Source organism: Pectobacterium atrosepticum, assembly GCF_000740965.1.
Lineage (GTDB): Bacteria > Pseudomonadota > Gammaproteobacteria > Enterobacterales > Enterobacteriaceae > Pectobacterium > Pectobacterium atrosepticum.
In genome coordinates, this window is sequence record NZ_CP009125.1 from 3,961,425 (window position 1) to 3,986,001 (window position 24,577).

Sequence of the window (24,577 nt, forward strand, 5' to 3'; positions counted from 1 at the left end):
TCGATCAACAAGCGCCGCCCTTTCGCGGCGCTTTTTTTATCTGACTAGTCGCGGAACGAGCCTCGCCCATTGCGGTAGTACCCATCTCCTCGCTCATGTCCGCGCCTGTCCCAATCACCTCGGCGTGGCCCACGTTCCTCAACATAACGCGGCGGATCAAAACGACGATTGTCATAATGGCGTCTGTCGCGCTGACTCTCACGCCACTCGCGGGCATCCCGCCAGCGCCAGCCATCCCAGTAGTAGCCATGCCGATTACGTTCACCACGATTGTAACCTCGGTGTTCCTGCCACCAGCGCTCGCTGCGCCAGTCGTAGCCATCCCAGTAATTACCTCGTCTGTCACGCTCGCCGATATTCAACGTGACGCCAGGCATCAAATCGATGCTGGCACCCTTCGCCTCTGGCGCTGGCATAACCGCAAACATTCCCACAAACAGGGCACTGATGACGAGTGGCTTAAACATAGGGTAACTCCTGGCTCACCGCGACTGCGGCCTAGCAAAGATATACGGGGAATTCCTGTGCGCCACTATCAGATAAATACGCATTTTCCTGATTTTACCGTTCTTAACGTTTCGCTAACACTAATAGAGGCTATTCATCAGCATCCTATTAATTAATTTAATGAATCAAGCTTCATCAGGCACGAATAAATAAAGACTCAGGGATTAACCATAGGGAATAAATATTAGAAATATTCATCTTAGCGCTAATACTTAATATCAGAATATCCATCATGCACAGAGGGAATAGCCATGAGCGAAAATTATACGGTGGGCGATTATTTACTGGATCGCCTGACACAGATCGGCATTCAGCATCTCTTCGGCGTACCGGGTGATTACAACCTGCACTTTCTCGATCATGTCATCAGAAACCCAGATATTACCTGGGTGGGCTGCGCGAACGAGTTAAACGCAGCTTACGCTGCTGATGGCTATGCACGATGTCGCCCGGCAGCGGCGCTGCTCACCACTTTCGGCGTCGGTGAACTCAGCGCGATTAACGGCATTGCGGGCAGCTACGCGGAATGCCTACCTGTCATCCACATTGCCGCAGCGCCCTGTCTCGCTTCACAACGCAATGGCGAATTACTCCATCACACATTAGGAGACGGTGACTTTAGCCACTTTTCCCGCATGGCGGCAGAAGTCACCGTTGCCCAAGCCAGCCTCACCGTCGAAAACGCAACCGCAGAGATCGACAGAGTGATTGGTGAAGCCCTCGCTCAGCACAAACCGGTCTACCTGTTTCTACCAGTAGACGTGGCGGCAGCACCTGTCGGTGCACGACCCTATCCGCTGGTTATCCCTGAACCATTACACTCTGATGATTCGCTACGCGCCTTTACCACCGCTGCCACCGATATGCTGAGCAAGGCAAAATCAGTCTCGTTGCTGGCAGATTTTCTGGCTCAACGCTTTAGCCTCGCGGGGAAAATCCAACGCTGGCTTGATAAAACACCGCTTCCCCACGCCACTTTGCTGATGGGAAAAGGCACGCTAAACGAACAGCACCGCAGCTTTACCGGAACCTACTCAGGCAGCGGCAGTCACGAATCAATCCGAGCGCACATCGAAGATGCGGATGCCATCATCAGCATCGGCGTGCGTTATACCGATACGATTACCACCGGTTTTAGCCATCAGATTCCGATCGAAAAAAATATCGATATTCAGCCAACGCTGGCTCGCGTAGGGAATCAGGTTTTCCCCTCCGTTCCCATGTCAGACGCTATCGCAGTGCTGGAAAAAATCACAGAAAAATTCGCCTCCCGCTGGGATCACTGCACCATTACGCCTCCGGTTTTACCGCAATCGGAACACAGAAGCGCACTCAGTCAGCGCGAGTTTTGGCAACAGATACAGCGTTTCCTCCGCCCTGACGATATCCTCGTCACCGATCAAGGCACCTCCTGTTTTGGTGCCGCTACGCTCCGGTTACCAGCGGGCTGTCATTTCATCGTCCAACCGCTGTGGGGGTCGATAGGCTATTCTCTGCCAGCCGCATTCGGCGCACAGATTGCCGAACCCGAAAGACGCGTGGTTCTGTTGATCGGCGATGGCTCACTTCAGCTCACCGTACAGGAGTTGGGTTCTATCATTCGGGATCGCTTGAATATGGTCATTGTGGTGCTGAATAACGAAGGCTACACCGTCGAACGCGCTATTCACGGCTCGGAACAGCGCTATAACGATATTGCGGCCTGGAACTGGACACAACTTCCTACCGCGCTGGGCGCAAATGAAAACGAGATACTCTGCAAGCAGGTGCGTTCACCCATCGCGCTCGCGCAGGTACTTGAGCAAGTGAACGCGGAATCTCGCTTGTCACTCATAGAGGTGGTATTGCCGAGAATGGATATCCCAGCGCTCTTACACACCATCACGCAATCGCTTGAGACACGCAACACCGTGCAGTAATACGGAATGCATTTTACCGCCTACCTCGTAAGCGGTATATTCAACGCTAAAAGATGCATTTAAAATGCAATTTATAAACTGCATTTATTGAGAGGCATCATCATGGCATACCGCGATCAATCCCTGGGTGAGTTGGCTATCGCTATTCCGCGCGCCACTAAACTCTTTCGTGAACTCAATCTGGATTTCTGCTGCGGCGGAAAACAAACGCTAAGCCGCGCAGCTGGCAAAAAAGATCTCAATATCGACGAACTGGAAGCGCAGTTAGAGAAACTGGCCGCACAGCCTTCTGACGCACGAGACTGGCGTGAAGCACCGTTGGCTGACATCATCGCGTACATTATCCCCCGTTTTCATGACCGCCACCGTGAACAATTGCCGGAGCTGATTCTGATGGCAAAAAAAGTCGAGCGCGTGCATCACGACAAAGCAGACTGCCCGCACGGCCTTGCAAACCAACTGACCGCGATTTACAACGAGCTGTCTCAGCACATGATGAAAGAAGAGCGCATCCTCTTCCCAATGATCGGTCAGGGAATGGGCGCGAATGCTGCCGCACCGATTTCAGTGATGGAGCATGAGCACGATGACGCCGGGCGTGATGTGGAAGTGGTCAAAGAACTGACCCACGGCGTCGTACCACCGGAAGGTGCCTGCAACACCTGGCGTGCACTGTACTCCGGTATTAACGAGTTTATTACCGATCTGATGGAACACATCCATCTGGAAAACAATTTGCTGTTCCCACGCGCGCTGCGCGGTGAGTAATGTCGCTGTAGTAAAAAATAAGAAAGTCCAAAAAATAAGAAAGTCAGTAAAAACCATTTAGTAAAAACAACAAAGGCGCTCAGTGAGCGCCTTTGTTTTGTCTGGAACTTACAGAATTTCCAGCAGTTCCACTTCAAAAATCAGGGCGCTGAACGGCGGAATGGAAGCACCCGCGCCACGTTCACCATACGCCAGATTATGTGGAATATAGAGTTCCCACTTGGAACCGACTGGCATCAGCGTCAACGCCTCAATCCAGCCTGGAATCACGCCGCTTACAGGGAATTCAGCAGGTTGACCACGCTCAACAGAGCTATCGAACACACTGCCGTCAGTCAAACGACCAGTGTAATGCACACGTACACGATCCTGACGAGCCGGAATCGCACCTTCACCCTGTGTCAACACGCGGAATTGCAGACCAGACTCCGTGCTATCCACGCCTTCTTTCTGTGCGTTTTCAGCCAGGAATTGCTGACCTTCTACCGCCAGCTCTTGCTGACGATCGCGACGCACCGCATCAGCACGCTCATGAATTTCGCGCAGCGCACGATGAACCACATCCACAGGCACCGCTGGCGCATTACCTTCCAGCGCATCACGTAGACCAGCAAGCAGAGCTTCTGGGATCAGGCCTTCAAGACCTGATTCCTGTAACTGTTGACCAACCTGTAAGCCGATGCCGTAACTTGCCTGCGCCTCGACGCTATCAAAAGAAGGAGTTGTCATGGATGTTCCTTTTAATCTGTAAAAAACTGAAAGCGCAGCATAACAGCGACAGGGATTGGGGTAAAATCCTGTGTGCAGGCAATCACGTTAACTGGACGCTAGCCAAACCATTACCGGAAGCTGGCCTATACTGGTAGTTCTGATGTTTTTGGCGCACGGCTTGCCTTAATCATCAACGCGTTAACTGGTCAGTTCATGCAGATTATCGGTATACTGGATTGCGTTATCATCCTGATACTGTTTTTATGCCGACGCCGCCTTGCTACTGGTATAGCTTGGTTTGGCATGACGTGGTTAATCACATCATTTTTATCTGATGCGTTTTTTACACCGGCACTGTTTTTTATACTGATGTTTTTATACTGACTATTTTTATTCTGAATTGTAGTAAGAGAGGTCACCATGGGCAGAATTGCGCCCAGGAAGCGGAAAACCACCTGGGATTATCAAACGCTAGTACGCTTCTGTCAGCGAATTATCCAGCGGCAGCCCTCAAATGCTGTAGCGGTAGAAAACGACGAGGAGCGCGAAGAGCAGGAGCGACTGTCTCCCCCCTCCTTGCGTGAGCGTATTGGTGTCTCGCTGCGAAAAGTCTGGCATTTACCTGACGGCTACCACTGGATGGAACCGTTGCCGCTGCTCCATCGTCGCTGGATTTTAATCGCTATCGCAGTGCTGCTGATTGTGTTGCTCTGGCCTTACAATACGCAACATCCGCAACCTGCCCTTACCATGCCCGTTCCTCTTACGCAGGCAGATAATCAGGCTGCGATGCAGGCCGTGATTATTGAAAGCCAGCCTTCAACACCACAACAGCAGCCTGCCGCTACGCCGCCGCCGACACAGTCATCGGCGCCATGGCGACAGTATGAAATAGCCTCAGGGCAAACGCTGGCACAGCTCTTTCGCGATAACAATCTGCCCGTCAGCGATGTGTTCGCTATGGCTCAGGTGGAAGGCAGGGATAAGCCGCTCAGCAATTTACGGTCGGGTCAGGAAGTCAAATTGCAGTTGAATGCACAAGGCATGGTCGCAGAGCTGGAAATCGAAACCACGGCAAACCAGACGATTCGGTTCACCCGCGGTGCAGACGGCGCGTTTACCCGAACACGCTAACGAGCCAGCTGTTCCAACAGAAAATCGCGCAGGACGATAGCATGATTGTGCTGCGCGTCTTTGCTGCCATAAAGCAGCGTGATTGCTTTCTTTTGCTCGAGTAACGTCATCAGCCTGCCGCTCGCATCGCTCTGCGCCAACTCATTACGATAATAGTCCGCAAATTCCGCCCAGCGTTCAGACTCGGCGTGAAACCATTTCCGCAGCTCGCTACTCGGCGCAATGTCTTTAAACCACTCAACACCCTCCAGACGTGCTTTACTGATGCCACGCGGCCACAGGCGGTCAATAAGAAAAGTGTGGGAAGAGAAAGGGGCTTGCGCGTCATACACGCGGGTGAGGTGAATCAAGTCAGACATATGGCACCTTCTTTTCTAGGTAATAAGGTAATGATAGATCATTCCCGTATCCCTAAAATGCAAAACGCTGGCACAAGGCCAGCGTTTCACATGCTAACTAAAGTGTTAATTCAACGATAAACGTGAATTACGCTTCAGCAACAACAACTACATTCAGTTCAGCAAATACATCGCTATGTACCTGGAAGCTTACTACGTGCTCACCGGTAGTACGCAGAACGCCGTTCGGCAGACGAACTTCGCTCTTAGCAATGTCAACACCGGCAGCCGTTACCGCATCAGCGATATCGCGAGTACCGATGGAACCGAACAGTTTACCTTCGTCGCCTGCTTTAGACGCGATGGTAACGCTACCCAGTTCTTTGATCTTGGTGGCGCGAGCTTCAGCAGCAGTCAGAACGTCAGCCAGTTTGGCTTCCAGTTCAGCACGGCGTGCTTCGAAGAACTCAACGTTTTTCTTAGTTGCCGGCACAGCTTTGCCCTGCGGAACCAAGAAGTTACGAGCATAGCCCGCTTTAACGTTTACCTGATCACCCAGGCTGCCCAGGTTTGCTACTTTATCAAGCAGAATAACTTGCATTACTTTATCCTCTCAAAGTCTCGTTAATGGACAGTGGCCGATTACTGATGACGGTCAGTGTACGGCAACAAAGACAAGTAACGCGCACGCTTGATAGCGCGGGCCAGCTGACGCTGGTATTTTGCACGAGTACCGGTGATACGGCTCGGAACAATCTTGCCGCTTTCAGTGATATAGTTTTTCAGCGTAGCGATATCTTTATAATCAATCTCTACAACGCCTTCCGCGGTGAAACGGCAGAATTTGCGACGACGGAAATAACGTGCCATGTGGCTAGTCTCCAGAATCTATCAATTCAATCTGCTCGGCATGTAACACTATCTTGCTCAGACCATTACGCCCTTGATGGCAGCTAATGAATCCGTGCACGGTAAGTTGCGTGCCGACCGTTATACTGTGGGTAACTGCTTGTGACGATAGTCCGCTGACAATCACGGGCATACGACACCATGCTTGCCGACTTAATCCGGCTTCCTCCTGTGTCGAGCGGTGCTCAAGCACAAACTGACAGTGAGGAATACCTGACGGACTGACTTTACGAATAGGCGTTTTGCACACTGTGCCGGACAACACCAGACGATTCATCGTCACCACAACAATTACTCTTCAGAATCCCCTGCTTCCACATCATCGCCAGCTTCAGCGAAATCTTCACGACGCTCACGGCGTTCGTCTTTCGCTTTCACCATTGGAGATGCTTCAGTTACCGCGTGCTTAACGCGCATAACCATGCTGCGGATAACGGCATCGTTAAAGCGGAAGTTTGTTTCCAGCTCATCGATCGCTTCCTGCGGCGCTTCAACGTTCAGCAGAACGTAGTGAGCTTTGTGCAGTTTGTTGATCGGGTAAGCCAGCTGACGGCGGCCCCAGTCTTCCAGACGGTGGATCGTGCCCTGCGCACCAGTGATGGTAGCAGTGTAGCGCTCGATCATGCCCGGAACCTGTTCGCTTTGGTCAGGATGAACCATAAATACGATTTCGTAATGACGCATCGAATTGCTCCTTACGGATTATTCAGCCTCCTGTCTGGGTCAACCGCGGCCCGTGGAGGCAAGGAACGTGTATGTGTGCGGCTGAAAAAATGACGCGTAAGTATAGTGCTCGACATTAAAGAACACAAGGAAGAAACACAGGAGTTTTCTACGTTGTGATATTTGCAGAATTAGCGTGGGATTACAGCGTCCGCTGGAAGAAATCAGCACCCGCCTGTAACGCCGTCGGCGTAATACGATGCGCCACACCCGGCTCGGTCAGATACGTCAGATTGGCGAGTGTACCGCGTGCCTGTAGTGCCTGATGGAGACGTGCACTTTCTGCCGCTGGCACGACATCATCCGCTTCGCCATGCCACACAAGCAGCGGCCGATTGGACAGCGCATCAAGACGTGTAGTGACATCATAATCAGCCAGTTTGGTCGCTAACGCCTGCAACACCGCCTGATTTTCCTCGTGATCGGCCGGAACCGGAGGAAATAACGTTGATGATAGCGTGGAGAAATAGCCGGAACCCATAAATGCAGCCACCGCAGTAATCCAAGGATAGCGAGCCATGCACCCAAGAGCACTCATTCCACCAAGCGACGCACCGCAAACGCCAACACGTTCACCGTCGATCAGCCCACGCTGCCGATATTCCGCAACATAGTCGGGAAGTTCTTCAATATTCGATTGCAAAACATCCCAGAAATGCCCCAATCGATGCGCGTCATCCCCGTTATAGCGGGCACCGTGCATTGCCGCATCAGTCAAAATCACCCGAAACCCAGCCTGAGCCAGCGCGTAGCCAAAATATGAGTACACCTCCTTTGACGACATGTAACCATGGAAGAAAAAAATCGTCGGTAGAGGCTGTTCCCTTCTTCCCAAAGGCGCCGCGTGAATCGCTTCGATACCGCTACCGAGTTTATCCAGTGACATTTCGACCATATTTCCCTCGTTTCCAGTTCTGTCAGCCTATTTTTATGTAGCGAAATCGTATTTAGCAAAAAGGGGACAACCTTTTACGATAAATTCACTTACAGCCACCCTCTTATCTCAGTGTTTTCATTAATTCCTTACTGGTTTAATCGGCATATTTATGTAAATAAAAAAATCACATTGATCTAGATCAATAACAGAAATGAATGTTTACACTCCGTGATTAATTTTTTTTCATTTACTGCCGTTAACGCATGTGAAGCAAGACTAAAAAATAACCTTTTTATTATAAGAGACACACATATGTTGGGACTTTCCTTTAAACACTGGGGTTTGGGTATCAAGTTATCAATTATCGCCTCCCTGAGCGTGGCGATATTGTTCATTGCCTTCACTCTCACCCTTACCCGCTCCGCAGGCGATCAATTGAAAGCGTTGACCCTCAACGACATGCAGAGTCAGGTGAATGGAGTCACTGACATGATCAACATGTACGATACCAGCCTACAAGCCGAGGTCAGCAACTATACGCGGCTGCTGGCGAGCTTTCTGCCGACACAGTTTTCACTGGATACCGTTAACCGCACCCCTTTCAGCAACACCTCTCACCCAACACTAAAGGCTGGCGATACGGTATTGAACCTCAACACCGACGTGACGGATGACTTTCTGAGCCGTACCCACGCGATCTCAACGATTTTTGTCCGCGATGGAGAGGATTTTACGCGTATCACCACTTCACTGAAAAAAGAAGATGGATCGCGCGCGATGGGCACCAAACTCGATCGTGAAAGCCCAGCGTATGCACTGGTGATTAAAGGTGAAACCTACAGTGGGTTAGCAACACTGTTCGGCAAACAGTACATCACCCAGTATCAACCGATACACGATGGTGAAAATAAGGTTATCGGTATTCTGTTCGTCGGCGTCGACATCACGAAGCAATTTACCGAGATGCAGCAAACTATTCTGAACAAGAAAATGGGTGAGACAGGCCATTTCTTTGTACTTAGCGCGAAAAAAGGAAAAGATGCAGGTAACTATCTTTACCACCAAAGCAATGCCAACCAACGCCCTGACTGGTCAGAAGGTGCGTTAGAGAAAGTGCTGGCAACCGGTAATGGTACGATCGAATACGACAACAACACGATGAAAGGCGAAGAAAAAACCCGGATCATGGTGTACCGCAGTATTCCACAATGGAACTGGATTGTGGCAGGTACCATCAGCAAAGAAAGTCTGATGGCGGAGGTTAACCGCACCCGCAATCTGTTTTTGGGCGGTGGCATTATTCTGGTTCTGCTCTTCGCGGCATTCTTTGTCGTGCTGACGCGTAAATGGCTGAGCCAGCCGCTGGTTGAAATCGTCAAAGTGGCGGAGCAATTTTCTGCCGGTAACCTGACGGCCACGCTTTCCAGCAATCGCGGCGATGAAGTCGGCCGCCTGATCGATGCGATTAACGGCATCGGACAGGGGCTAACAACGATTGTGTCACAGGTCAGAAGCTCCTCCGAAGAAATCAGTGCCAGCACCGATGCGCTGGCTGCTGATAGCGAAAATATCAGTGAGCAGATTGCCCGTCAGGCCAGTAGCGTCGAAGAAACATCTGCCAGCATGGAGCAGCTCTCCGCCAGCGTGAAGCAGAACGCCGATAACGTCTCTGCCGCCAAAGATCTGGCGGAGCAGAGCGCAGCCGCAGCGCGAAACGGCAGCCAGACCGTCACCGATTCGGTCTCTACGATGAGCGACATTAAAAACTCATCTCAGCGGATTGCCGATATCACGACGGTGATCGAATCTATCGCTTTCCAGACCAATATCTTGGCGCTCAATGCTGCGGTAGAAGCCGCTCGTGCGGGCGAACACGGCAGGGGCTTCGCCGTCGTTGCTGCTGAAGTGCGAGCACTGGCACAGCGTAGTTCTACCGCAGTGAAAGAGATCGAAACCTTGATTGATGAATCGCTGGAAAAGATCGAAGCGGGCTATCATTTCTCAGAAAAAACGCAGGCTGTAATGGACGACTTACGTAACCGCATCCTGCAGGTCAGCACCATCGTGAACGATATTGATATCGCCTCACGCGAGCAGTCCGCTGGGATCAACCAGGTAAACATCGCGATGGTACAGATTGGTCAGGCAACGCAGGAAAACGCCATTCTGGTCAACAATTCGGAAGATACCGCGCAGAGTCTACGTCAGAAAGGCCACCATCTCAGCGAGCTGGTCAGCGTCTTCCGTATTTAACATCCACACAGCGGTCATCGTGTTGCCAGTATTGCACGATGGCCACCACTTGAGTATTATGCCCGCGATTTTCCACTATTCCCCCACTGACAAAGGAGACGACATCATGACAACAATTACTCTGATTCTTTGCAGGACATCTCGGGACTAATTCCGCATTCTTTTCCGCTTTGCGTTATCCCCCCAGCTGTAGCCTGCCTTACCCTATTTTTAAATTGATCAGCAGGATGATCTATGGGCAATGCTATTCGCTCTATTTCGGCGCGCGTCAGTGTGATCGCGACGGAAAATACCTGGATTGAAGATAAAGCAATCCAACAGCTTCAAATTACATCACAACTTCCCGATATGGTACGCGTGGCCGGTATGCCAGATTTGCATCCGGGCCGTGGTTATCCCATCGGTGCCGCCTTTTTTTCACAACAGCGCTTCTATCCGGCGCTAGTCGGAAACGATATCGGCTGCGGTATGGCGCTATGGCGTACTGGCTTGAACGCCAAAAAAATCTCACTGGATAAGCTGGAAAAACGGCTTGGCAATATCGATGGGCCACTGGAAGACGATATCGATATTCCACCCGCACTGGCGGATTTCCGCTATTCGCTGGGCACCATCGGCGGCGGTAACCACTTTGCAGAATTACAGCAGCTTGATGAAATCTATCAGCCAGATGCGCTGAATACTCTGCACATTGATCCTAAACAGCTGCTGTTGCTCGTGCATAGCGGCTCACGCGGATTAGGGCAAACCATACTGGAAGCCCACGTGCGGGAATTCGGTCATCAGGGTATTGAAGCCAACACGCCAGCTGCTGAGGCCTATCTGGAACAACATCAATTTGCGCTGACGTTTGCCACCCACAATCGGCGACTGATCGCGCAGCGGATGCTGGAACGTTGGCATACGGAGGGCGATGCTGCACTGGACGTGAACCATAATTTGGTGACATCGGCAACGATTGAAAGCATTTCCGGCTGGCTGCACCGCAAAGGCGCGACACCCGCCGACTGCGGCCCAGTTATCATTCCCGGTTCACGCGGCGACTACAGCTATATTGTGCAACCCATTCCCCACGCAGACAGCCTCTATTCGCTGGCACATGGCGCGGGCAGAAAGTGGATGCGTACGGAGTGTAAAGATCGACTGTCTTCGCGTTATAGCGTCCAGCAACTGGCGCGCACGCGTTTCGGCAGTCGGGTGATTTGTCAGGACAGGCAGCTGATCTTTCAGGAAGCACCGGAAGCCTACAAACCGATAGACAGCGTGATCGGCGCGATGCAGCAGGCGGGATTAATCACGCTGATTGCCCGCCTGAAACCGGTGCTCACCTACAAAACGCGCGGGGAAGATAAATGATATTACTTCAACTCTCCGCCGCGCAGGGACCGGACGAATGCATGCTGGCAACGGCAAAAGCGTTGCACGCTCTGACGCGAGATGCCGCGCGGCAAGGCATCGAGTGCGAAATCATCGAAACAGAAGTAGGGAAACGTGCCGGTACATTACGTTCCGCACTGGTTCTGTTAAACGGTGAGCAGGCAGAACCGCTGGCTGCAAGCTGGTGCGGTACGCTTCAGTGGACGTGCAATAGCCCTTGGCGCAAAGGTGGCGGACGTAAGAACTGGTTTATCGGCGTCGCACGTTTTCATCAGGAACAGGCGTTTGCCGATGACGAGATTCGTTTTGAAACCACTAAATCCTCCGGCCCCGGCGGACAGCATGTGAATAAAACCGAGTCTGCCGTCCGCGCTACCCATGTCGCTAGCGGTATCACGGTGAAGGTGCAGAGTGAACGCAGCCAGCACGCTAACAAGCGTCTGGCGTGTTATCTCATCGCCTATCGTCTGGAAGCGTTACAACAGCAGCAGCACGCCGAACTACGGGCACAGCGGCGTCTGTTCCATCATCAGATAGAACGCGGCAATCCGGTAAAAGTCTTCAAGGGCGAAGATTTTACGTTGGCCACCTCGCGCTAACCTCAACTAACGGGTGGGCATCTCATTGCCCGCTCGTTATTTTTTCTCAGAAATGACCTTAAAGTATTGGGATAAACTGAACGGCACCTGTAGACCAGGCAGCTCGCCGAGTCGATTAAGTTCATCACGATGCGACTCTATCCATTGCTGCTGCAAGGGCTGCAACGTCGTTGTTCGCGCCGCAATTAGCGTATCCAAAAAACTCCGCTTCCCCTCCACTGCCAAATGGAATGCTTTTATCGCCAGTTTATCCACCTCACTTTCGGTACAGCGATTCATCGCTTTCTCATTCAAATAAATAAGAGCAGTGGCTTTATCATCATTGTTTAATGTCCAGAACCAATCGTTTGCAGACGGAAGCGTGACGGGACTCTTCTTTCCTCGCTCACGGCACTGCTGATAAATCGAATCTAGTTCGTGTAATGAAGATTCGACAGCGTGTGTATAGCCAGTAATAAAGAAGAAGAAAAAGATAAACCTACTTATTGTACGATGCATAAACACACTTCCAGAATTCGGACTCGTCTCCTACAGAAGACCATGCCATTGGCTCCACAACTTGATCCAATTTATGCCTGAGAATATTTGGTATACCCGCCATCGCTTGGCCGTAAAGTTCCCAATCATAATCGCTAATATTATAAGTTACGTCTTTAGCACTGCGAGGATCGCTGAAAATACTGTAAAGAGGGGTTGTTGAAACAGCGAATGCTAGTCGGTTTGCGCTATCAACTAGTGTGTTGATTTGTTCAATAGCTTCTACCGAACGAGCACTTAAGGTGAGTTCCTTGATCTGACAAGTGGCAATTCCCATGCCCTACTCCATCCAAGTAAATGATTACAAAAATCGGATCGTTTATTCCCGTACTCATACTCATGAAAAAATTAAAATAAACAATTAATAATAATCTGGTCAACCCAAATTAAGCCTTTATCGTAGATTTTGTAACGGTGCTACACTCCCGTTATCTATTCCTGTCAGGCTGAAGCGATGAACATCGTACGGATACTTTTCTTACCCTTAATATTGGCGCTGTCTGGCTGTCAGCTCATACAAGGGAAGCCTGTCGCGGCACCTCCACCTGCGGGGCACGCACTCGAAATTCGTTACGCGCAAACCAGCCTGTTAGAAAAGGTGGGTACGATCTCTGTTACCGTACGCGGGAATGGAGACGACGCCGAGCGAGCCATTCAGCAAAAAGCCGATGCCTCTGGTGCGCACTATTATGTGATTGTACTGAAATCCGAGGCTGCAACGCTCCCCGGTTTGTGGTCCGCACGTGCCGTGCTGTATCGTTGAATCCGCAGGGTATGCTGTAAAAAAATACCGGGAAGATTCCCGGTATCATCATGCTGAGACAGATTAATACGACATACACGCCGCATTCAGGATCCCACCGCTAAGCGAAGCGGCACAGAGGAAGGCGCCAGACGCAATATCGTTATTCTGGATATGCTGGCTGAGACGCGGCATATACAGACGCACCGCGAAATAAATCAGCAATTGCACCACCAGCGCAACCACGCCCCAGGTAATGTAATCCACCAGACTCACCGAATTAATCGCCGCGCTGGAAAGCGGGATCACATAGCCAATCAACGCCCCACCAAACCCAATAGCTGCCGTGCCGTTGTTTTCTTTAATCAACGCCCATTCATCATGCGGCGTAACGCGAGTGTAGATAAATAAAAAGGCCAGCACCATGGCAAACCCGATAAAGAAATAGGATGCAAACGCTAACAACGCATTGAGTATCGGCATAAATTCCTCTTAATGAATAAAATTCATCCGCCACGCTGGCGAACAGCTTCAAACAAACACACACCGGTAGCAACAGACACATTCAGTGAAGACACGCTGCCTGCCATCGGGATGCTGATCAACTCGTCACAGTGCTCACGGGTCAGACGACGCATGCCTTCCCCTTCCGCGCCCATCACCAGCGCCAACGGACCGGTCAGTTTACTTTGGTACAGCGTATGATCCGCTTCACCGGCCGTGCCAACGATCCAGATATTACGCTCTTGCAACAGGCGCATCGTACGGGCCAGATTGGTCACGCTGATAACCGGTATGGTTTCCGCCGCGCCACAGGCCACCTTCTTCACCGTCGCATTCAACTGCGCAGAACGATCGCGGGGCACAATCACCGCATGTACACCAGCGCCATCCGCATTACGCAGGCAAGCGCCCAGATTATGTGGATCGGTCACGCCGTCCAATATCAGCAGGAAAGGCATTTCCAGATTGTCTAACATCGCAGGCAGATCATTTTCCTGATATTTCCGCCCCTCTTTGACCTTCGCTACGATCCCCTGATGCACCGCGTCTTCAGCCTGCTTATCCAGCCATTGACGACTCGCCACTTGAATGACGATACCCTGCGCTTCCAGCTCGGCAATAACGGGCTGAAGGCGACGATCGTCGCGCCCTTTGAGAATAAAGACTTCCAGAAAACGCTGTGGATCGCGCTCAAGTAGTGCCTTAACCGCGTGGATACCGTAAATAATTTCGCTCATTGATACTCTTCAAATTAACCATAACAGGCAGAACCTGTTCATTAGAGATAGAGGTTTACCCTACTCCTCCTCTTCATCGAGGAGGAAGCAGATTAACTAACCTTACTCAGCAGACTTTTTCTTCGCGCGTTTAGCCTTGGTCGCGGCGGCGATTTTATTCGTCTTTTCCGCGTTCTTTTTCGCTTTATCGCGGTTCTTTTTCGGTTTGGCTTTTGGCTTATCCGACGTCGCGTTGCGATCGCCTTCTTTACGGACCGCAGCATCCGGCTCAAAATTTGCGGCCGCTTTGCTTGGGCTACGGCGGCGTCGACTTGGCTTAGCCTCACGCGAATCCGGTTTCTTCGTACGGTCACGCGCGGTTTTCCCTTCGCCACGCACCTTGCGCGTGCTGGAAATCAAGGCGAAATCAATGTTGCGCTCGTCCATATGCACGGCTTCAACGCGGATTTCCACTTCATCACCCAGACGATAAACCTGCCCGCGCGATTCGCCGATCAGTCGCTGACCGATATTATCGTAGCGGTAGTAATCATTATCCAGCGTAGAAACGTGTACCAGTCCATCGATAAACAAATCTTTCAGGCGCACGAAGAAGCCAAAACCGGTGACACTGGCAATAATCCCCGTAAAGACTTCACCAACGTGATCCTGCATAAAGTCGCACTTCAGCCAATCCGCGACGTCACGCGTTGCTTCATCCGCACGACGCTCCGTCATCGAACAGTGCATACCCAGCTGTAGCATCTCGTTAATGTCGCTATGCCAGCCGCCCGTTGACGTCCAACGTTCATGACGATCGCTTAACAGATACTTAATGGCGCGGTGCAGCGACAGGTCAGGATAACGACGAATTGGCGACGTGAAGTGGCCGTAAGACGTCAATGCCAGCCCGAAGTGTCCCCGGTTTTCTGGGTCATAAATCGCCTGTTTCATTGAACGCAGCAGCATAGTTTGCAGCATTTCCCGATCGGGACGGTCCGCCAGTTCATTCATCAATTCGGCGTAGTCTTTCGGCTGCGGCTTCATTCCGCCTTTCAGCGTCAGACCCAGCTCGCCCAGCACGCTGCGCAGGGCTAATACATGGTCTTCACTCGGTTGATCGTGCACGCGGAACAATGCGGGCTCTTCGTTCTTCTCCACAAATTTCGCGGCCGAGATATTCGCCAGAATCATGCACTCTTCGATCAGCTTGTGCGCGTCGTTACGCACCACCGCTTCCACACGGTCGATACGGCGTTCGGCGTTGAAAATAAACTTCGCCTCTTCAGTTTCAAACGCGATGCCGCCACGTACTTCACGCGCATGTTCCAGCGCTTTGTACATGTGGTGCAACTCTTCCAGCCCGCCAACCAATGGCTTGTAGTGCTCACGCAACTCGGCATCGCCTTGCAGAATATTCCACACTTTGGTGTAGGTCAGACGCGCGTGTGAACTCATCACCGCTTCATAAAACTTGTAAGACGACAGCTTACCCTGCGTCGAAACGGTCATTTCACAGACCATACACAAGCGATCGACCTGCGGGTTAAGCGAACAGAGCCCGTTCGACAGCACTTCCGGCAGCATCGGTACCACCTGCGATGGGAAGTACACCGACGTGCCACGCGCCCGTGCTTCATGGTCGAGCGGTGTATTCGGCCGAACGTAATAACTCACGTCAGCAATCGCAACCCACAAACGCCAGCCGCCGCCGCGTTTCGGCTCACAGTACACGGCATCATCGAAATCGCGGGCATCTTCGCCGTCAATCGTGACCAGCGGCAGCTTACGCAGATCCACACGGCCTTTTTTCGCGGCTTCAGGTACTTCTTCAGAAAGATCCTTCACCTGATCTTCCACTTTAGGTGGCCAGGTGTGAGGAATATCGTGGGTACGCAGAGCGATATCCACTGCCAGACCGGTGCCCATGTTGTCACCGAGGATCTCGACAATCTTACCGACCGCTTTCGTGCGGCGCGTGGCGCGTTGCGTCAGCTCAACCACCACCACGAAACCCATACGAGCGCCGTTAATTTCTTCTTTCGGGATCAGAATATCAAAGCTCAGGCGGCTATCATCCGGTACAACGAACCCGATACCCGCATCGACAAAATAGCGGCCGACAATTTGTCCGGTACGCGGTTCCAGCACGCGCACAATGCGTCCTTCGCGACGACCTTTACGATCCTCACCCAGCGGCTGCGCCAGCACAACATCGCCGTGAATCGCCCGTTTCATCTCTTCAGCCGACAGATAAAGATCGTCTTTGCGGCCTTCCACACGCAGGAAACCGAAGCCATCGCGATGGCCGATAACCGTGCCACGCAGTAGATCGAGCTTTTCCGGCAACGCATAGCATTGGCGGCGAGTAAAAATAAGCTGACCGTCACGCTCCATTGCACGCAGACGGCGGCGCAGCGCTTCGAGGGCTTCTTCTCCAGTTAATTGCAGATCGGTGGCCAATTCTTCTCGGCTGATCGGGGTATCGCGCTTGGCGATGTGCGCCAAGATATATTCACGACTGGGGATAGGAGATTCGTATTTTTCTGCTTCTCGTTCCAGGAATGGATCTTGTGACATTGCGGTTCCTCCGTTGTCATCAGCAGGAGGCTGAACAAAACTCATTCAACCAACAATAATTTATAAAGCGGCGGGTTTTCTTTGACCATATCAGCCAACGTGTATTGATCCAGCTCATGCAGGAAATTTTGTACCGCCTGTTGGAGCACCTGTTTCAAGCGACAGGCTGCAGTAATGTGGCAAAACTCATGGCTACAGTTGACCAACGTGAGCGGCTCCAACTCGCGCACGACATCGCCAATTCGGATTGTTTCTGCCGGTTTTCCAAGGCGGATGCCGCCATTCTTACCGCGCACGGCCATCACCAACCCAGCACGACTAAGTTGATTGATAATTTTGACCATATGATTACGAGACACGCCATACACTTCCGTTACCTCCGAAATGCTGGTCATTTTCCCGCTCGGCAGTGACGCCATGTAAATCAGCGCCCGCAAGCCATAATCCGTGAAACTTGTTAACTGCACATAAACCTCGGATACCTCTGGGTATCATTGACAGGCGTATTGAGTACGCCACTGAAAAACCAACGCTATTGACAGATAATAAACCAGGCACAAACACTACGGCTAATTATTTATACCCTTTGCGTTACGAGGGATTGTCTAGTTGTACCCTACTCACTCAACCCTTTTTACATCTGCCATATCTTTTTAATTTTATCTCACCGCAACACAGATAACGTATTCTCTTTAGTTGCACTCACCAAATCTAACGATCGATATGCTATCACCCACGAAGGCGGCGTAAGGAAAAGGACACCATGGGGTTGAAAAATATTTCTATTCGTACCGGCTTATTAACGTTGTTGCTGCTAACCACCCTGTTGCTGCTTATCGTCAGCGGCATGGGCGTGGTTGCCATTAAGAAAGACAGGGAAACGCTGACAGCACAAAACCAGATTCAAGGCATTGAGCTGGGCAATCTGATGAGTGGCTATAACCAAACGCTCAGCGCGCGCGCCTCTGCAACGCTCGCCGTCAGGAAAATCGAAATCGGCCTGCTGGACGACGGCGTTAAGGAAACTGGGCTCGTAGAAAAACATCTCCGCCAGTCACAGGAAGACATTCAACGCGTGATCAAATCGGCCAAGGCCGATCCGAAGCAGCAAGCGCTGGCGCAGGAAGTGCTGAAAACCTATCAGGCCTATTTTCAGCAGGGCATGACCCCGATGCTGAACGCGCTGCAAAAACAGTATACCGACGAATATTATGAAGTCCTGGAAAAACAGCTCGGCACGCTGAGTGAAGCCTTTGATTTATCGATCCAAAATTTCCGTCAGTATGCCCAGCAGCTTTCCGAACAGGGTCTGGCACAGTCCGAACGTAATGAACGCATTATGCTGTTACTGATTGCGATTGCCAGCCTGTTATCTATCACACTGGTCGCATTAGCCTGGGTCGCACTGCGGCACATGCTGCTCAAACCGCTGGATTATGCCATTGAGCAGTTGGAGCAGGTCGCCGCTGGGAATCTGACGCGCCGTCTGATTCAAGGCGGAGACAACGAACTGGGCCGACTCAACGATGCCATAGGCCGCATGCAGGGTGCGCTGCTGGAGTCGGTTAGCCAAGTGCGCGATGCCAGCACGCAAATCGATCTCGGTAGCCGAGAACTGTTTGAAGAAAACGTCCAGCTCTCCCAACGTACTGAAGAATCCGTTGCAGCACTGGAACAAACCGCGGCCAGCATGGAGCAATTGAGCGCGACCGTGAAACTCAATGCCGATCACGCCGAACTGGCCCATCAACTCGCCAATAACGTCTCGAACACCAGCAGCCGCAGCAACGAATCTGTCGGTTATGTTATTGAAAAAATGCAGGAGATCGCTACCAGCGCCAAACGCATCAATGACATCCTCAGCGTAATTGACGGCATCGCGTTTCAGACCAACATTCTGGCGCTGAACGCTTCTGTCGAATCTGCCCGCGCAGGAGAACAAGGCAGAGGCTTTGCCGTCGTCGCCGGAGAAGTGCGTAATTTGGCGCAGCACAGCGCGAAGGCGGCGAAAGAGATCCGTTCGCTGATTTTGGATTCCCAGACGCGCGTATCTGAAGGACTTGAGCTGGCTTCCAAAGCGGGTGAAACCATGGACGACGTGACCGATGAAATCATCCGTATTACGCAACTGATGCGAGACATTTCTACCGCTACGCAAGAACAGCATCGCGGTATCGAGTTGGTGAATGTCGCCTTCACGCAGATTGACAAGGTCGCTCAGCACAATGCGCAACTCGTCAAAGCCTCATCCGCGACTACGCAGTCGTTGGAGCAGCAGTCTCAACAGCTAATGCGGTCCATGGCGCTGTTTCAGGTAGAACCTCGCCTTTCCTAATTTTGCACCGCTGGTGGTCAACTCCCATGCTGACCACCAGCATGACGCAGAATAGCCTCCGTTCCCCTTTTATTCCCTCCGTACATCGCCTAAAAAACCGAATAAATAATGAGAACAGGCAGAAAGACACTTTAAAAAAAACACATTTCACACGTTATACTTTCAGATAATTTGAGTATTATTTTTTTACCGCTATTCTCTGTTTTTACATATAAGCGTATAAATAGGGTTTCGGCATAAAAGCGATCAAAATAATCGCGTCAATGCATTGAATAAAAAGACAATAAGATAAATTTCTTATTGATAACAGTAGTCATGCGTTTCAGATCATTAATTACTTATTAATAATATATTTATTATATTAATTAATAGCACGCTATTTTATTAATTCTGCCCATTGATTTCAGCGCAAAGAAAAAGGGGGACCGCCAATCACCCGATAACACCGCAGACGGCATCATGGTAAAACAAATGCCTCTGACAACAGCGAATCAAGGGTAAAGACAGAAAGAATATAGGCAGAGATAAACATGAATAATCAGTCAGTCGATGTTGATTTGATTACCAGGTTTGACAATGAAGCCAAACTGCACGCGCTCGATTCCGTCTATGCTATCGCCGAATTCGATCTGGCAGGGAAACTGATTGAAGCCAATCCTCTTTTTTGCAAAATGCTGGGCTATAAAAAAGAAGACATTATTCAGAAAAGCCACACGCTTTTCCTGCCAGAAGCACAACGTCAAAAACACGACCATTTCTGGCACGATGTCATCAAAGGGAATATCAATGCGGGGGAATTTCAACGAAAAACCCAAAAAGGGGACATTATTTGGCTCCACGCCGCATATACGCCAATTATTGATCATTCAGGTCGTCGGATTGGTGTAATAAAACTGGCGCTTGATATTACTCAGGAAAAACGTCTGATGTCGGAACATCGAGCACAGCTAGATGCGATTGAAAATGCACAGGGCGTGATCGAATTTGATAAAGACGGCTATATCACTCACGTCAATAAACACTACCTGATACTGACAGGCTATGAAGCAAAGGAAATTCTCGGTCTACATCACAAATCACTCTGCGATCCCATTTATACCGAACAGGCCGACTATCAAACATTTTGGGAAACCTTGCATCGCGGCCACCCTATCAGCGGGCGCTTCCACCGACTGGGCAAAGGCAACCATTCATTCTGGATACAGGCAACTTATAGTCCGGTCATGGATAGTGATGGTAATGTGAGAAAAATCATTAAATATGCTCACAACATCACGCAAAACGTCGAAACCGAAAAGAAAGCCCATCAGCAAGGTATCATTCTCGATATCCTGCTGTCAGTTCATGACAGCTTTCTGCTCGACCATAATCTGCCTTCAGCCTGCGATAAAGTCTTCGAGCGGTTGCTTGACGTGACCAACAGCAGCTTCGGTTTTATCGCCACGTTGCAGGAAGATGAAGACGGCCAATCACTATACCTTCCTGCGATTTCCAACCTTGCCTGGGATGAAGAAACCCTGACATGGTACAGACACCAGCGCAGAACCCACGGCGGCCTGAGGCTGCGTAAACTTGATAACCTGTTTGGCCATGTTGTGACTCACAACACGGTGGTGTGCACCAATAGCCTACTGAGGCAAAAGGCCGGTCGGGACCTTCCCCCCATACATCCTGCACTACATTCCCTGCTCGGTATTCCTATCACCCACAACGGCAAAACGGTCGGGATGATCGCACTGGCCAACCGCCGGGAAGGTTACGATCAAACGATGATCGAGTTACTGGCTCCGCTGGTAAAAACGCTCGGTATCATCATTCACGCGCGTTTGCTTGAGGATGAACGCACACAGATAGAAGCGTCTCTCCGCTTTAACGCAGGACATGACTTTCTGACTGGCCTGCCAAATCGCAGCAGCTTCTTCGAGCAAGCCAGCGCATTTTTCCTGCTCAGACAGCAAAACCAGCACGCAGATAAAAGCTGCCTGGCGATTATTGATATCGATTTATTCAAAAACATTAATGACCAATTCGGCCATCTGGCTGGCGATGCCGTCCTCAAAGAACTGGCGATGCTGATGCGTATGTCATTACGTCAGGAAGATCTGGTCGCCCGTATTGGGGGAGAAGAATTCATCATCCTGCTAAAAGATGTCCCTTATCAAACCGCCGTCATGGCTATCGAGCGTATTCGCAAAGCGATTGAGCAACATACGCTGGAATACGATCGCCAGAATCTGAATTTCACGATCAGTGCAGGGATCGCAGCTTACCGTTCCGATCTCGCTTCCGTTGAAGACTGGATTCAGTTAGCCGATGAAAATCTCTACGCAGCTAAACGGCAAGGACGCAACTGTGTGAAATAAGCCCATCCCGGCAGCGCTGCTGGTAGCTTTGCTCGAACGTTTGCATTCCCGCAGCGGCTCCGGTTTGAATCAGGCCAGGAAGCTGGTGCGTTTTTCCCTCACGAATCAGGTTGCTGACTGCCGCTGTAGCAGTCAGCACTTCATAAAGTGCAATTCGACCGCCTTGCGCTGCGGGCAATAGCTTTTGCGTCACTACCGCCTGCAAACAGGTCGATAACTGGCTACGAACATAGGCTTTCTCTTCACCGGGAAAAACATCAATCAAACGGTCGACTGCCTGTGATGCACTGCGCGTATGTAGCGTTGATAACACCAAGTGGCCAGTTTCCGCTGCTGTCAGCGCCAGCCGAATCGTCTCCGTATCGCGCAGTTCTCCCAGCAGAATGACATCAGGATCTTCCCTCAATGCCGCCCGTAGCGCCTGCGCAAAAGAAGCGCTGTGCGCACCGATTTCTCGCTGTTGAATCAGGCAACGTCGGCTGACATGAATAAACTCGATCGGATCCTCCAGCGTAATCACATGGCGATCGCTGCTGTCGTTTAACGCCCCGACCATCGCCGCTAGCGTCGTGGATTTACCGCTGCCCGTCGCGCCGGTAATCAGGATCAGTCCGTTTGGTTTCTCCAGCAGCGTCGAGAGCACGGGTGGCGCATGTAGCGCATCCAATGAAGGTTGAACAGATGGGATAATGCGTAGCGCCGCAGACAGTCCTTCCCGCTGACGAAACACATTTACCCGCAGGCGCTGTCCGTCAGGCAACATTAAGGCGCCGTCCACCTGCCCTGCCTGCCGCAGTTGCTCTTGCTGAGTCGGTTCTAGCCAGACATCGCACCATTGTGCCACCTGCTCCGGCGTTAAACATGGTAAGGTATTTTCAGGCTGTAGCCGCCCATCCACACGCAACACCGGAGGATGCCCGCTACAAAGGTGCAGATCCGAGGCATTATGTTTTACACTACGCGCCATCCACTCATCCAACTCCATAGATTAACCTCCTGAATAACCATGACGACAATCCAGCAGAATCTACAGGACATCCAGCAGCAAATCACAGCCGCCGCGACGCATTGCGCACGAGCGCCAGAAGAAATTACGCTACTTGCAGTCAGTAAAACCAAACCTGTGAGCGCGATCGAAGAAGCCATTGCGGCAGGTCAGCGTGCGTTCGGCGAAAATTATGTCCAGGAAGGCGTGGAGAAGATTCATTATTTCCAGGAAAACCAGCCGAACACACCGTTGGAATGGCACTTTATCGGCCCGTTACAGTCAAATAAAAGTCGGCTGGTAGCGGAGAACTTTGACTGGTTTCACACCGTGGATCGCCTGCGTATCGCACAGCGTCTGAGTGAACAACGTCCAGCCACCTTGCCGCCGCTAAATGTTCTATTGCAGATTAATATCAGCAATGAGCCGAGCAAATCCGGCATTATGGTGGATGAACTTGCAGAACTCGCCGCCAGCGTCGCCGTTTTGCCTAACCTACGCCTGCGCGGGTTAATGGCCATTCCGGCACCGGAAACGGATCACGAACGGCAGCTTGCTGTTTTTAAACAAATGACAGCGCTGTTCCAAACATTGTCAGTAAATTATCCGCATATTGATACACTCTCTATGGGGATGACGGATGACATGCGTGCGGCGATTACCGCAGGCAGCACGTTGGTGCGCATCGGTACGGCAGTCTTTGGCGCGCGAGACTATTCATCCCCAAAGGCATGAACAGTCAGCCAAGAGCGCATAAACAACAGGCATGCCCTGAACAACACGTCATCTTTAGACAGAATACAAACGGAACAGGTGATCAGCGATAATGCAGATGCAGCAACGTAAAATAGCGTTTATTGGTGCCGGAAATATGGCGCAGGCCATTATCGCCGGGTTGGTCAACGGCGGTTATCCCGCTCAACACATCAGCGTTTGCGCGCCTTCGGGTAAAAACCGCGATGCGCTGGCTGCACAATATGGCGTCATCAGTAGCGCAGATAATGCACGCTGCGCTCAGGAAGCGGACGTCATTGTTCTGGCCGTCAAACCGCAAATGATGGCGACGGTTTGCGAACCGTTACATGAACAGGTCAATTTCGCGGGCAAGCTGGTGCTCTCGATTGCCGCGGGAATCAACATCGCCCGTTTCCAGGCGCTGCTGGGTGAGCCGCTGAATATCGTGCGCATTATGCCCAACACGCCGTCTCTGGTCGGAAAAGGGATGAGCGGAATGTACGCCCCCGCATCCGTCAGTCAGGATGATAAAGACTTCACCGCACAACTGATGCAGAGCGTTGGTAAAATTTGCTGGGTAGATAGCGAATCCGGCATTAACGGCGTGATCGCCGCAGCGGGCAGCGCACCGGCCTATTTCTTCCTGTTTATGGAAGCGATGCAGCAGGAAGCCATTCGCCAAGGGTTCGATCAAGAAACCGCTCGCCTGTTGGTACAACAGGCCGCCTCGGGCGCTGCTGCGCTGGTTGAGGCTAATCCCGATACACCGCTGTCGACCTTGCGGGAAAATGTCACCTCCAAAGGTGGCACCACGGCAGAAGCACTACGGGTGTTTAACGAACAGCAGTTGACGCAAACCGTGGCCGAGGCCATGCAGGCGGCAATTGCTCGCGCACAGGAAATGGAAACGCTTTTTTAATCAAAAGCGGCATCCCCGATTCTTTATCTTATTAAGGAAAAGACGT

The 24,577-nt window shown here is 51.3% G+C and carries 27 protein-coding genes; 12 read left to right on the top strand and 15 right to left on the bottom strand.

Annotation, left to right across the window (positions count from 1 at the left end; genetic code table 11):
• Window positions 1-44: 44 nt before the first annotated feature.
• A complete protein-coding gene (locus GZ59_RS17480; RefSeq protein ID WP_011095107.1) occupies window positions 45-467 on the bottom strand; it encodes a DUF2502 domain-containing protein in 423 nt (140 codons plus the stop codon).
• Window positions 468-758: 291 nt separating this feature from the next.
• On the opposite strand from GZ59_RS17480, the gene ipdC reads away from it, so the two are divergent.
• Together ipdC and ytfE are read left to right on the top strand one after the other, a co-directional pair.
• A complete protein-coding gene (ipdC, locus tag GZ59_RS17485) occupies window positions 759-2,426 on the top strand; it encodes an indolepyruvate decarboxylase (protein ID WP_011095108.1) in 1,668 nt (555 codons plus the stop codon).
• 102 nt (window positions 2,427-2,528) lie between these two features.
• Complete coding sequence (gene ytfE, locus GZ59_RS17490; protein WP_039293463.1) at window positions 2,529-3,194, top strand: iron-sulfur cluster repair protein YtfE; 666 nt, start codon at window positions 2,529-2,531, stop codon at window positions 3,192-3,194.
• A 108-nt stretch (window positions 3,195-3,302) separates the two neighbouring features.
• On the opposite strand, the gene fklB is transcribed toward ytfE, so the two are convergent.
• Entirely contained in the window at window positions 3,303-3,923 is a 621-nt protein-coding gene (gene fklB, locus GZ59_RS17495; RefSeq protein WP_011095110.1) for a BamJ family beta-barrel-assembly machinery protein, read from the bottom strand.
• 2 nt (window positions 3,924-3,925) lie between these two features.
• On the opposite strand from fklB, the gene GZ59_RS23965 reads away from it, so the two are divergent.
• On the top strand, window positions 3,926-4,060 hold the full coding sequence (locus tag GZ59_RS23965; protein WP_258042074.1) for a hypothetical protein: 135 nt from the start codon (window positions 3,926-3,928) through the stop codon (window positions 4,058-4,060).
• 265 nt (window positions 4,061-4,325) lie between these two features.
• The gene (locus tag GZ59_RS17505) at window positions 4,326-5,039 is read left to right on the top strand and encodes an OapA family protein (protein WP_039293467.1); all 714 of its coding nucleotides are present in this window, start codon (window positions 4,326-4,328) and stop codon (window positions 5,037-5,039) included.
• Here GZ59_RS17505 and GZ59_RS17510 read toward each other — a convergent pair.
• The 6 genes from GZ59_RS17510 to yjfP form a co-directional block, all read right to left on the bottom strand.
• The gene (locus tag GZ59_RS17510; protein ID WP_039293470.1) at window positions 5,036-5,398 is read right to left on the bottom strand and encodes a DUF488 domain-containing protein; all 363 of its coding nucleotides are present in this window, start codon (window positions 5,396-5,398) and stop codon (window positions 5,036-5,038) included. The two genes, GZ59_RS17505 and GZ59_RS17510, sit on opposite strands and share 4 nt — an antisense overlap.
• A gap of 127 nt (window positions 5,399-5,525) precedes the next feature.
• Window positions 5,526-5,978: a 50S ribosomal protein L9 gene (gene rplI / locus GZ59_RS17515; RefSeq protein ID WP_039293471.1), complete on the bottom strand. Its 453-nt coding sequence runs from the start codon at window positions 5,976-5,978 to the stop codon at window positions 5,526-5,528.
• A gap of 41 nt (window positions 5,979-6,019) precedes the next feature.
• The gene (gene rpsR / locus GZ59_RS17520; RefSeq protein WP_005974788.1) at window positions 6,020-6,247 is read right to left on the bottom strand and encodes a 30S ribosomal protein S18; all 228 of its coding nucleotides are present in this window, start codon (window positions 6,245-6,247) and stop codon (window positions 6,020-6,022) included.
• 4 nt (window positions 6,248-6,251) lie between these two features.
• Window positions 6,252-6,563, bottom strand: coding sequence for a primosomal replication protein N (gene priB / locus GZ59_RS23090; protein WP_162014383.1), 312 nt, complete (start codon window positions 6,561-6,563; stop codon window positions 6,252-6,254).
• 14 nt (window positions 6,564-6,577) lie between these two features.
• Complete coding sequence (gene rpsF / locus GZ59_RS17525) at window positions 6,578-6,970, bottom strand: 30S ribosomal protein S6 (protein WP_011095115.1); 393 nt, start codon at window positions 6,968-6,970, stop codon at window positions 6,578-6,580.
• A 181-nt stretch (window positions 6,971-7,151) separates the two neighbouring features.
• On the bottom strand, window positions 7,152-7,904 hold the full coding sequence (gene yjfP / locus GZ59_RS17530) for an esterase (protein ID WP_011095116.1): 753 nt from the start codon (window positions 7,902-7,904) through the stop codon (window positions 7,152-7,154).
• 294 nt (window positions 7,905-8,198) lie between these two features.
• Between yjfP and GZ59_RS17535 the strand changes: the two genes are divergently transcribed.
• The 3 genes from GZ59_RS17535 (at window position 8,199) to prfH (ending at window position 12,115) form a co-directional block, all read left to right on the top strand.
• Window positions 8,199-10,139 carry a methyl-accepting chemotaxis protein gene (locus tag GZ59_RS17535; RefSeq protein ID WP_011095117.1) on the top strand — a complete coding sequence of 647 codons (1,941 nt, stop codon included), beginning with the start codon at window positions 8,199-8,201 and terminating at the stop codon, window positions 10,137-10,139.
• A gap of 234 nt (window positions 10,140-10,373) precedes the next feature.
• Window positions 10,374-11,495, top strand: coding sequence for an RNA ligase RtcB family protein (locus GZ59_RS17540; protein WP_011095118.1), 1,122 nt, complete (start codon window positions 10,374-10,376; stop codon window positions 11,493-11,495).
• Entirely contained in the window at window positions 11,492-12,115 is a 624-nt protein-coding gene (prfH, locus tag GZ59_RS17545; RefSeq protein WP_011095119.1) for a peptide chain release factor H, read from the top strand. Before GZ59_RS17540 ends, prfH begins: the two co-directional genes overlap by 4 nt.
• 36 nt (window positions 12,116-12,151) lie before the next feature.
• Here the strand turns inward: prfH and GZ59_RS17550 are convergent, their stop codons facing one another.
• Window positions 12,152-12,613, bottom strand: coding sequence for a hypothetical protein (locus GZ59_RS17550; protein WP_011095120.1), 462 nt, complete (start codon window positions 12,611-12,613; stop codon window positions 12,152-12,154).
• Window positions 12,594-12,929, bottom strand: a complete 336-nt coding sequence (locus GZ59_RS17555; protein ID WP_039293476.1) for a hypothetical protein — start codon at window positions 12,927-12,929, stop codon at window positions 12,594-12,596. The genes GZ59_RS17550 and GZ59_RS17555 overlap by 20 nt, the downstream gene beginning before the upstream one ends.
• 177 nt (window positions 12,930-13,106) lie before the next feature.
• Here GZ59_RS17555 and bsmA point away from each other — a divergent pair, with 177 nt between their 5' ends.
• Window positions 13,107-13,415: a biofilm peroxide resistance protein BsmA gene (gene bsmA, locus GZ59_RS17560; protein WP_011095121.1), complete on the top strand. Its 309-nt coding sequence runs from the start codon at window positions 13,107-13,109 to the stop codon at window positions 13,413-13,415.
• Between the two features lie 63 nt (window positions 13,416-13,478).
• Here bsmA and GZ59_RS17565 read toward each other — a convergent pair whose 3' ends face one another.
• The 4 genes from GZ59_RS17565 to nsrR all read right to left on the bottom strand — a co-directional run bounded on the left by GZ59_RS17565 (window position 13,479) and on the right by nsrR (window position 17,661).
• Entirely contained in the window at window positions 13,479-13,877 is a 399-nt protein-coding gene (locus tag GZ59_RS17565; RefSeq protein ID WP_011095122.1) for a DUF350 domain-containing protein, read from the bottom strand.
• Between the two features lie 23 nt (window positions 13,878-13,900).
• Entirely contained in the window at window positions 13,901-14,635 is a 735-nt protein-coding gene (gene rlmB / locus GZ59_RS17570; protein ID WP_011095123.1) for a 23S rRNA (guanosine(2251)-2'-O)-methyltransferase RlmB, read from the bottom strand.
• Window positions 14,636-14,737: 102 nt separating this feature from the next.
• The gene (rnr, locus tag GZ59_RS17575; protein WP_011095124.1) at window positions 14,738-17,194 is read right to left on the bottom strand and encodes a ribonuclease R; all 2,457 of its coding nucleotides are present in this window, start codon (window positions 17,192-17,194) and stop codon (window positions 14,738-14,740) included.
• Window positions 17,195-17,235: 41 nt separating this feature from the next.
• A complete protein-coding gene (nsrR, locus tag GZ59_RS17580) occupies window positions 17,236-17,661 on the bottom strand; it encodes a nitric oxide-sensing transcriptional repressor NsrR (RefSeq protein ID WP_011095125.1) in 426 nt (141 codons plus the stop codon).
• 296 nt (window positions 17,662-17,957) lie between these two features.
• Here nsrR and GZ59_RS17585 point away from each other — a divergent pair, with 296 nt between their 5' ends.
• On the top strand, window positions 17,958-19,529 hold the full coding sequence (locus GZ59_RS17585; protein ID WP_011095126.1) for a methyl-accepting chemotaxis protein: 1,572 nt from the start codon (window positions 17,958-17,960) through the stop codon (window positions 19,527-19,529).
• Window positions 19,530-20,059: 530 nt separating this feature from the next.
• A complete protein-coding gene (locus tag GZ59_RS17590; RefSeq protein ID WP_011095127.1) occupies window positions 20,060-21,892 on the top strand; it encodes a sensor domain-containing diguanylate cyclase in 1,833 nt (610 codons plus the stop codon).
• On the opposite strand, the gene GZ59_RS17595 is transcribed toward GZ59_RS17590, so the two are convergent.
• The gene (locus GZ59_RS17595) at window positions 21,861-22,877 is read right to left on the bottom strand and encodes a type IV pilus twitching motility protein PilT (RefSeq protein WP_011095128.1); all 1,017 of its coding nucleotides are present in this window, start codon (window positions 22,875-22,877) and stop codon (window positions 21,861-21,863) included. The genes GZ59_RS17590 and GZ59_RS17595 overlap by 32 nt on opposite strands.
• A 21-nt stretch (window positions 22,878-22,898) precedes the next feature.
• On the opposite strand from GZ59_RS17595, the gene GZ59_RS17600 reads away from it, so the two are divergent.
• Both GZ59_RS17600 and proC read left to right on the top strand, forming a co-directional pair.
• On the top strand, window positions 22,899-23,612 hold the full coding sequence (locus tag GZ59_RS17600) for a YggS family pyridoxal phosphate-dependent enzyme (RefSeq protein ID WP_039293482.1): 714 nt from the start codon (window positions 22,899-22,901) through the stop codon (window positions 23,610-23,612).
• 97 nt (window positions 23,613-23,709) lie between these two features.
• Complete coding sequence (proC, locus tag GZ59_RS17605; RefSeq protein ID WP_039295236.1) at window positions 23,710-24,531, top strand: pyrroline-5-carboxylate reductase; 822 nt, start codon at window positions 23,710-23,712, stop codon at window positions 24,529-24,531.
• Window positions 24,532-24,577 lie beyond the last annotated feature (46 nt).

Coding starts and splice junctions, on each gene's coding strand:
- GZ59_RS17480 (WP_011095107.1), bottom strand. CDS start 467: ATGTTTAAGCCACTCGTCATCAGTGCCCTGTTTGTGGGAATGTTTGCG.
- GZ59_RS23965 (WP_258042074.1), top strand. CDS start 3,926: ATGTTCCTTTTAATCTGTAAAAAACTGAAAGCGCAGCATAACAGCGAC.
- rnr (WP_011095124.1), bottom strand. CDS start 17,194: ATGTCACAAGATCCATTCCTGGAACGAGAAGCAGAAAAATACGAATCT.
- proC (WP_039295236.1), top strand. CDS start 23,710: ATGCAGCAACGTAAAATAGCGTTTATTGGTGCCGGAAATATGGCGCAG.
- ipdC (WP_011095108.1), top strand. CDS start 759: ATGAGCGAAAATTATACGGTGGGCGATTATTTACTGGATCGCCTGACA.
- fklB (WP_011095110.1), bottom strand. CDS start 3,923: ATGACAACTCCTTCTTTTGATAGCGTCGAGGCGCAGGCAAGTTACGGC.
- GZ59_RS17565 (WP_011095122.1), bottom strand. CDS start 13,877: ATGCCGATACTCAATGCGTTGTTAGCGTTTGCATCCTATTTCTTTATC.
- rpsR (WP_005974788.1), bottom strand. CDS start 6,247: ATGGCACGTTATTTCCGTCGTCGCAAATTCTGCCGTTTCACCGCGGAA.
- GZ59_RS17540 (WP_011095118.1), top strand. CDS start 10,374: ATGGGCAATGCTATTCGCTCTATTTCGGCGCGCGTCAGTGTGATCGCG.
- rplI (WP_039293471.1), bottom strand. CDS start 5,978: ATGCAAGTTATTCTGCTTGATAAAGTAGCAAACCTGGGCAGCCTGGGT.
- GZ59_RS17555 (WP_039293476.1), bottom strand. CDS start 12,929: ATGGGAATTGCCACTTGTCAGATCAAGGAACTCACCTTAAGTGCTCGT.
- prfH (WP_011095119.1), top strand. CDS start 11,492: ATGATATTACTTCAACTCTCCGCCGCGCAGGGACCGGACGAATGCATG.
- yjfP (WP_011095116.1), bottom strand. CDS start 7,904: ATGGTCGAAATGTCACTGGATAAACTCGGTAGCGGTATCGAAGCGATT.
- GZ59_RS17535 (WP_011095117.1), top strand. CDS start 8,199: ATGTTGGGACTTTCCTTTAAACACTGGGGTTTGGGTATCAAGTTATCA.
- GZ59_RS17585 (WP_011095126.1), top strand. CDS start 17,958: ATGGGGTTGAAAAATATTTCTATTCGTACCGGCTTATTAACGTTGTTG.
- GZ59_RS17510 (WP_039293470.1), bottom strand. CDS start 5,398: ATGTCTGACTTGATTCACCTCACCCGCGTGTATGACGCGCAAGCCCCT.
- rpsF (WP_011095115.1), bottom strand. CDS start 6,970: ATGCGTCATTACGAAATCGTATTTATGGTTCATCCTGACCAAAGCGAA.
- bsmA (WP_011095121.1), top strand. CDS start 13,107: ATGAACATCGTACGGATACTTTTCTTACCCTTAATATTGGCGCTGTCT.
- ytfE (WP_039293463.1), top strand. CDS start 2,529: ATGGCATACCGCGATCAATCCCTGGGTGAGTTGGCTATCGCTATTCCG.
- rlmB (WP_011095123.1), bottom strand. CDS start 14,635: ATGAGCGAAATTATTTACGGTATCCACGCGGTTAAGGCACTACTTGAG.
- GZ59_RS17550 (WP_011095120.1), bottom strand. CDS start 12,613: ATGCATCGTACAATAAGTAGGTTTATCTTTTTCTTCTTCTTTATTACT.
- GZ59_RS17505 (WP_039293467.1), top strand. CDS start 4,326: ATGGGCAGAATTGCGCCCAGGAAGCGGAAAACCACCTGGGATTATCAA.
- priB (WP_162014383.1), bottom strand. CDS start 6,563: ATGAATCGTCTGGTGTTGTCCGGCACAGTGTGCAAAACGCCTATTCGT.
- GZ59_RS17600 (WP_039293482.1), top strand. CDS start 22,899: ATGACGACAATCCAGCAGAATCTACAGGACATCCAGCAGCAAATCACA.
- GZ59_RS17590 (WP_011095127.1), top strand. CDS start 20,060: ATGAATAATCAGTCAGTCGATGTTGATTTGATTACCAGGTTTGACAAT.
- GZ59_RS17595 (WP_011095128.1), bottom strand. CDS start 22,877: ATGGAGTTGGATGAGTGGATGGCGCGTAGTGTAAAACATAATGCCTCG.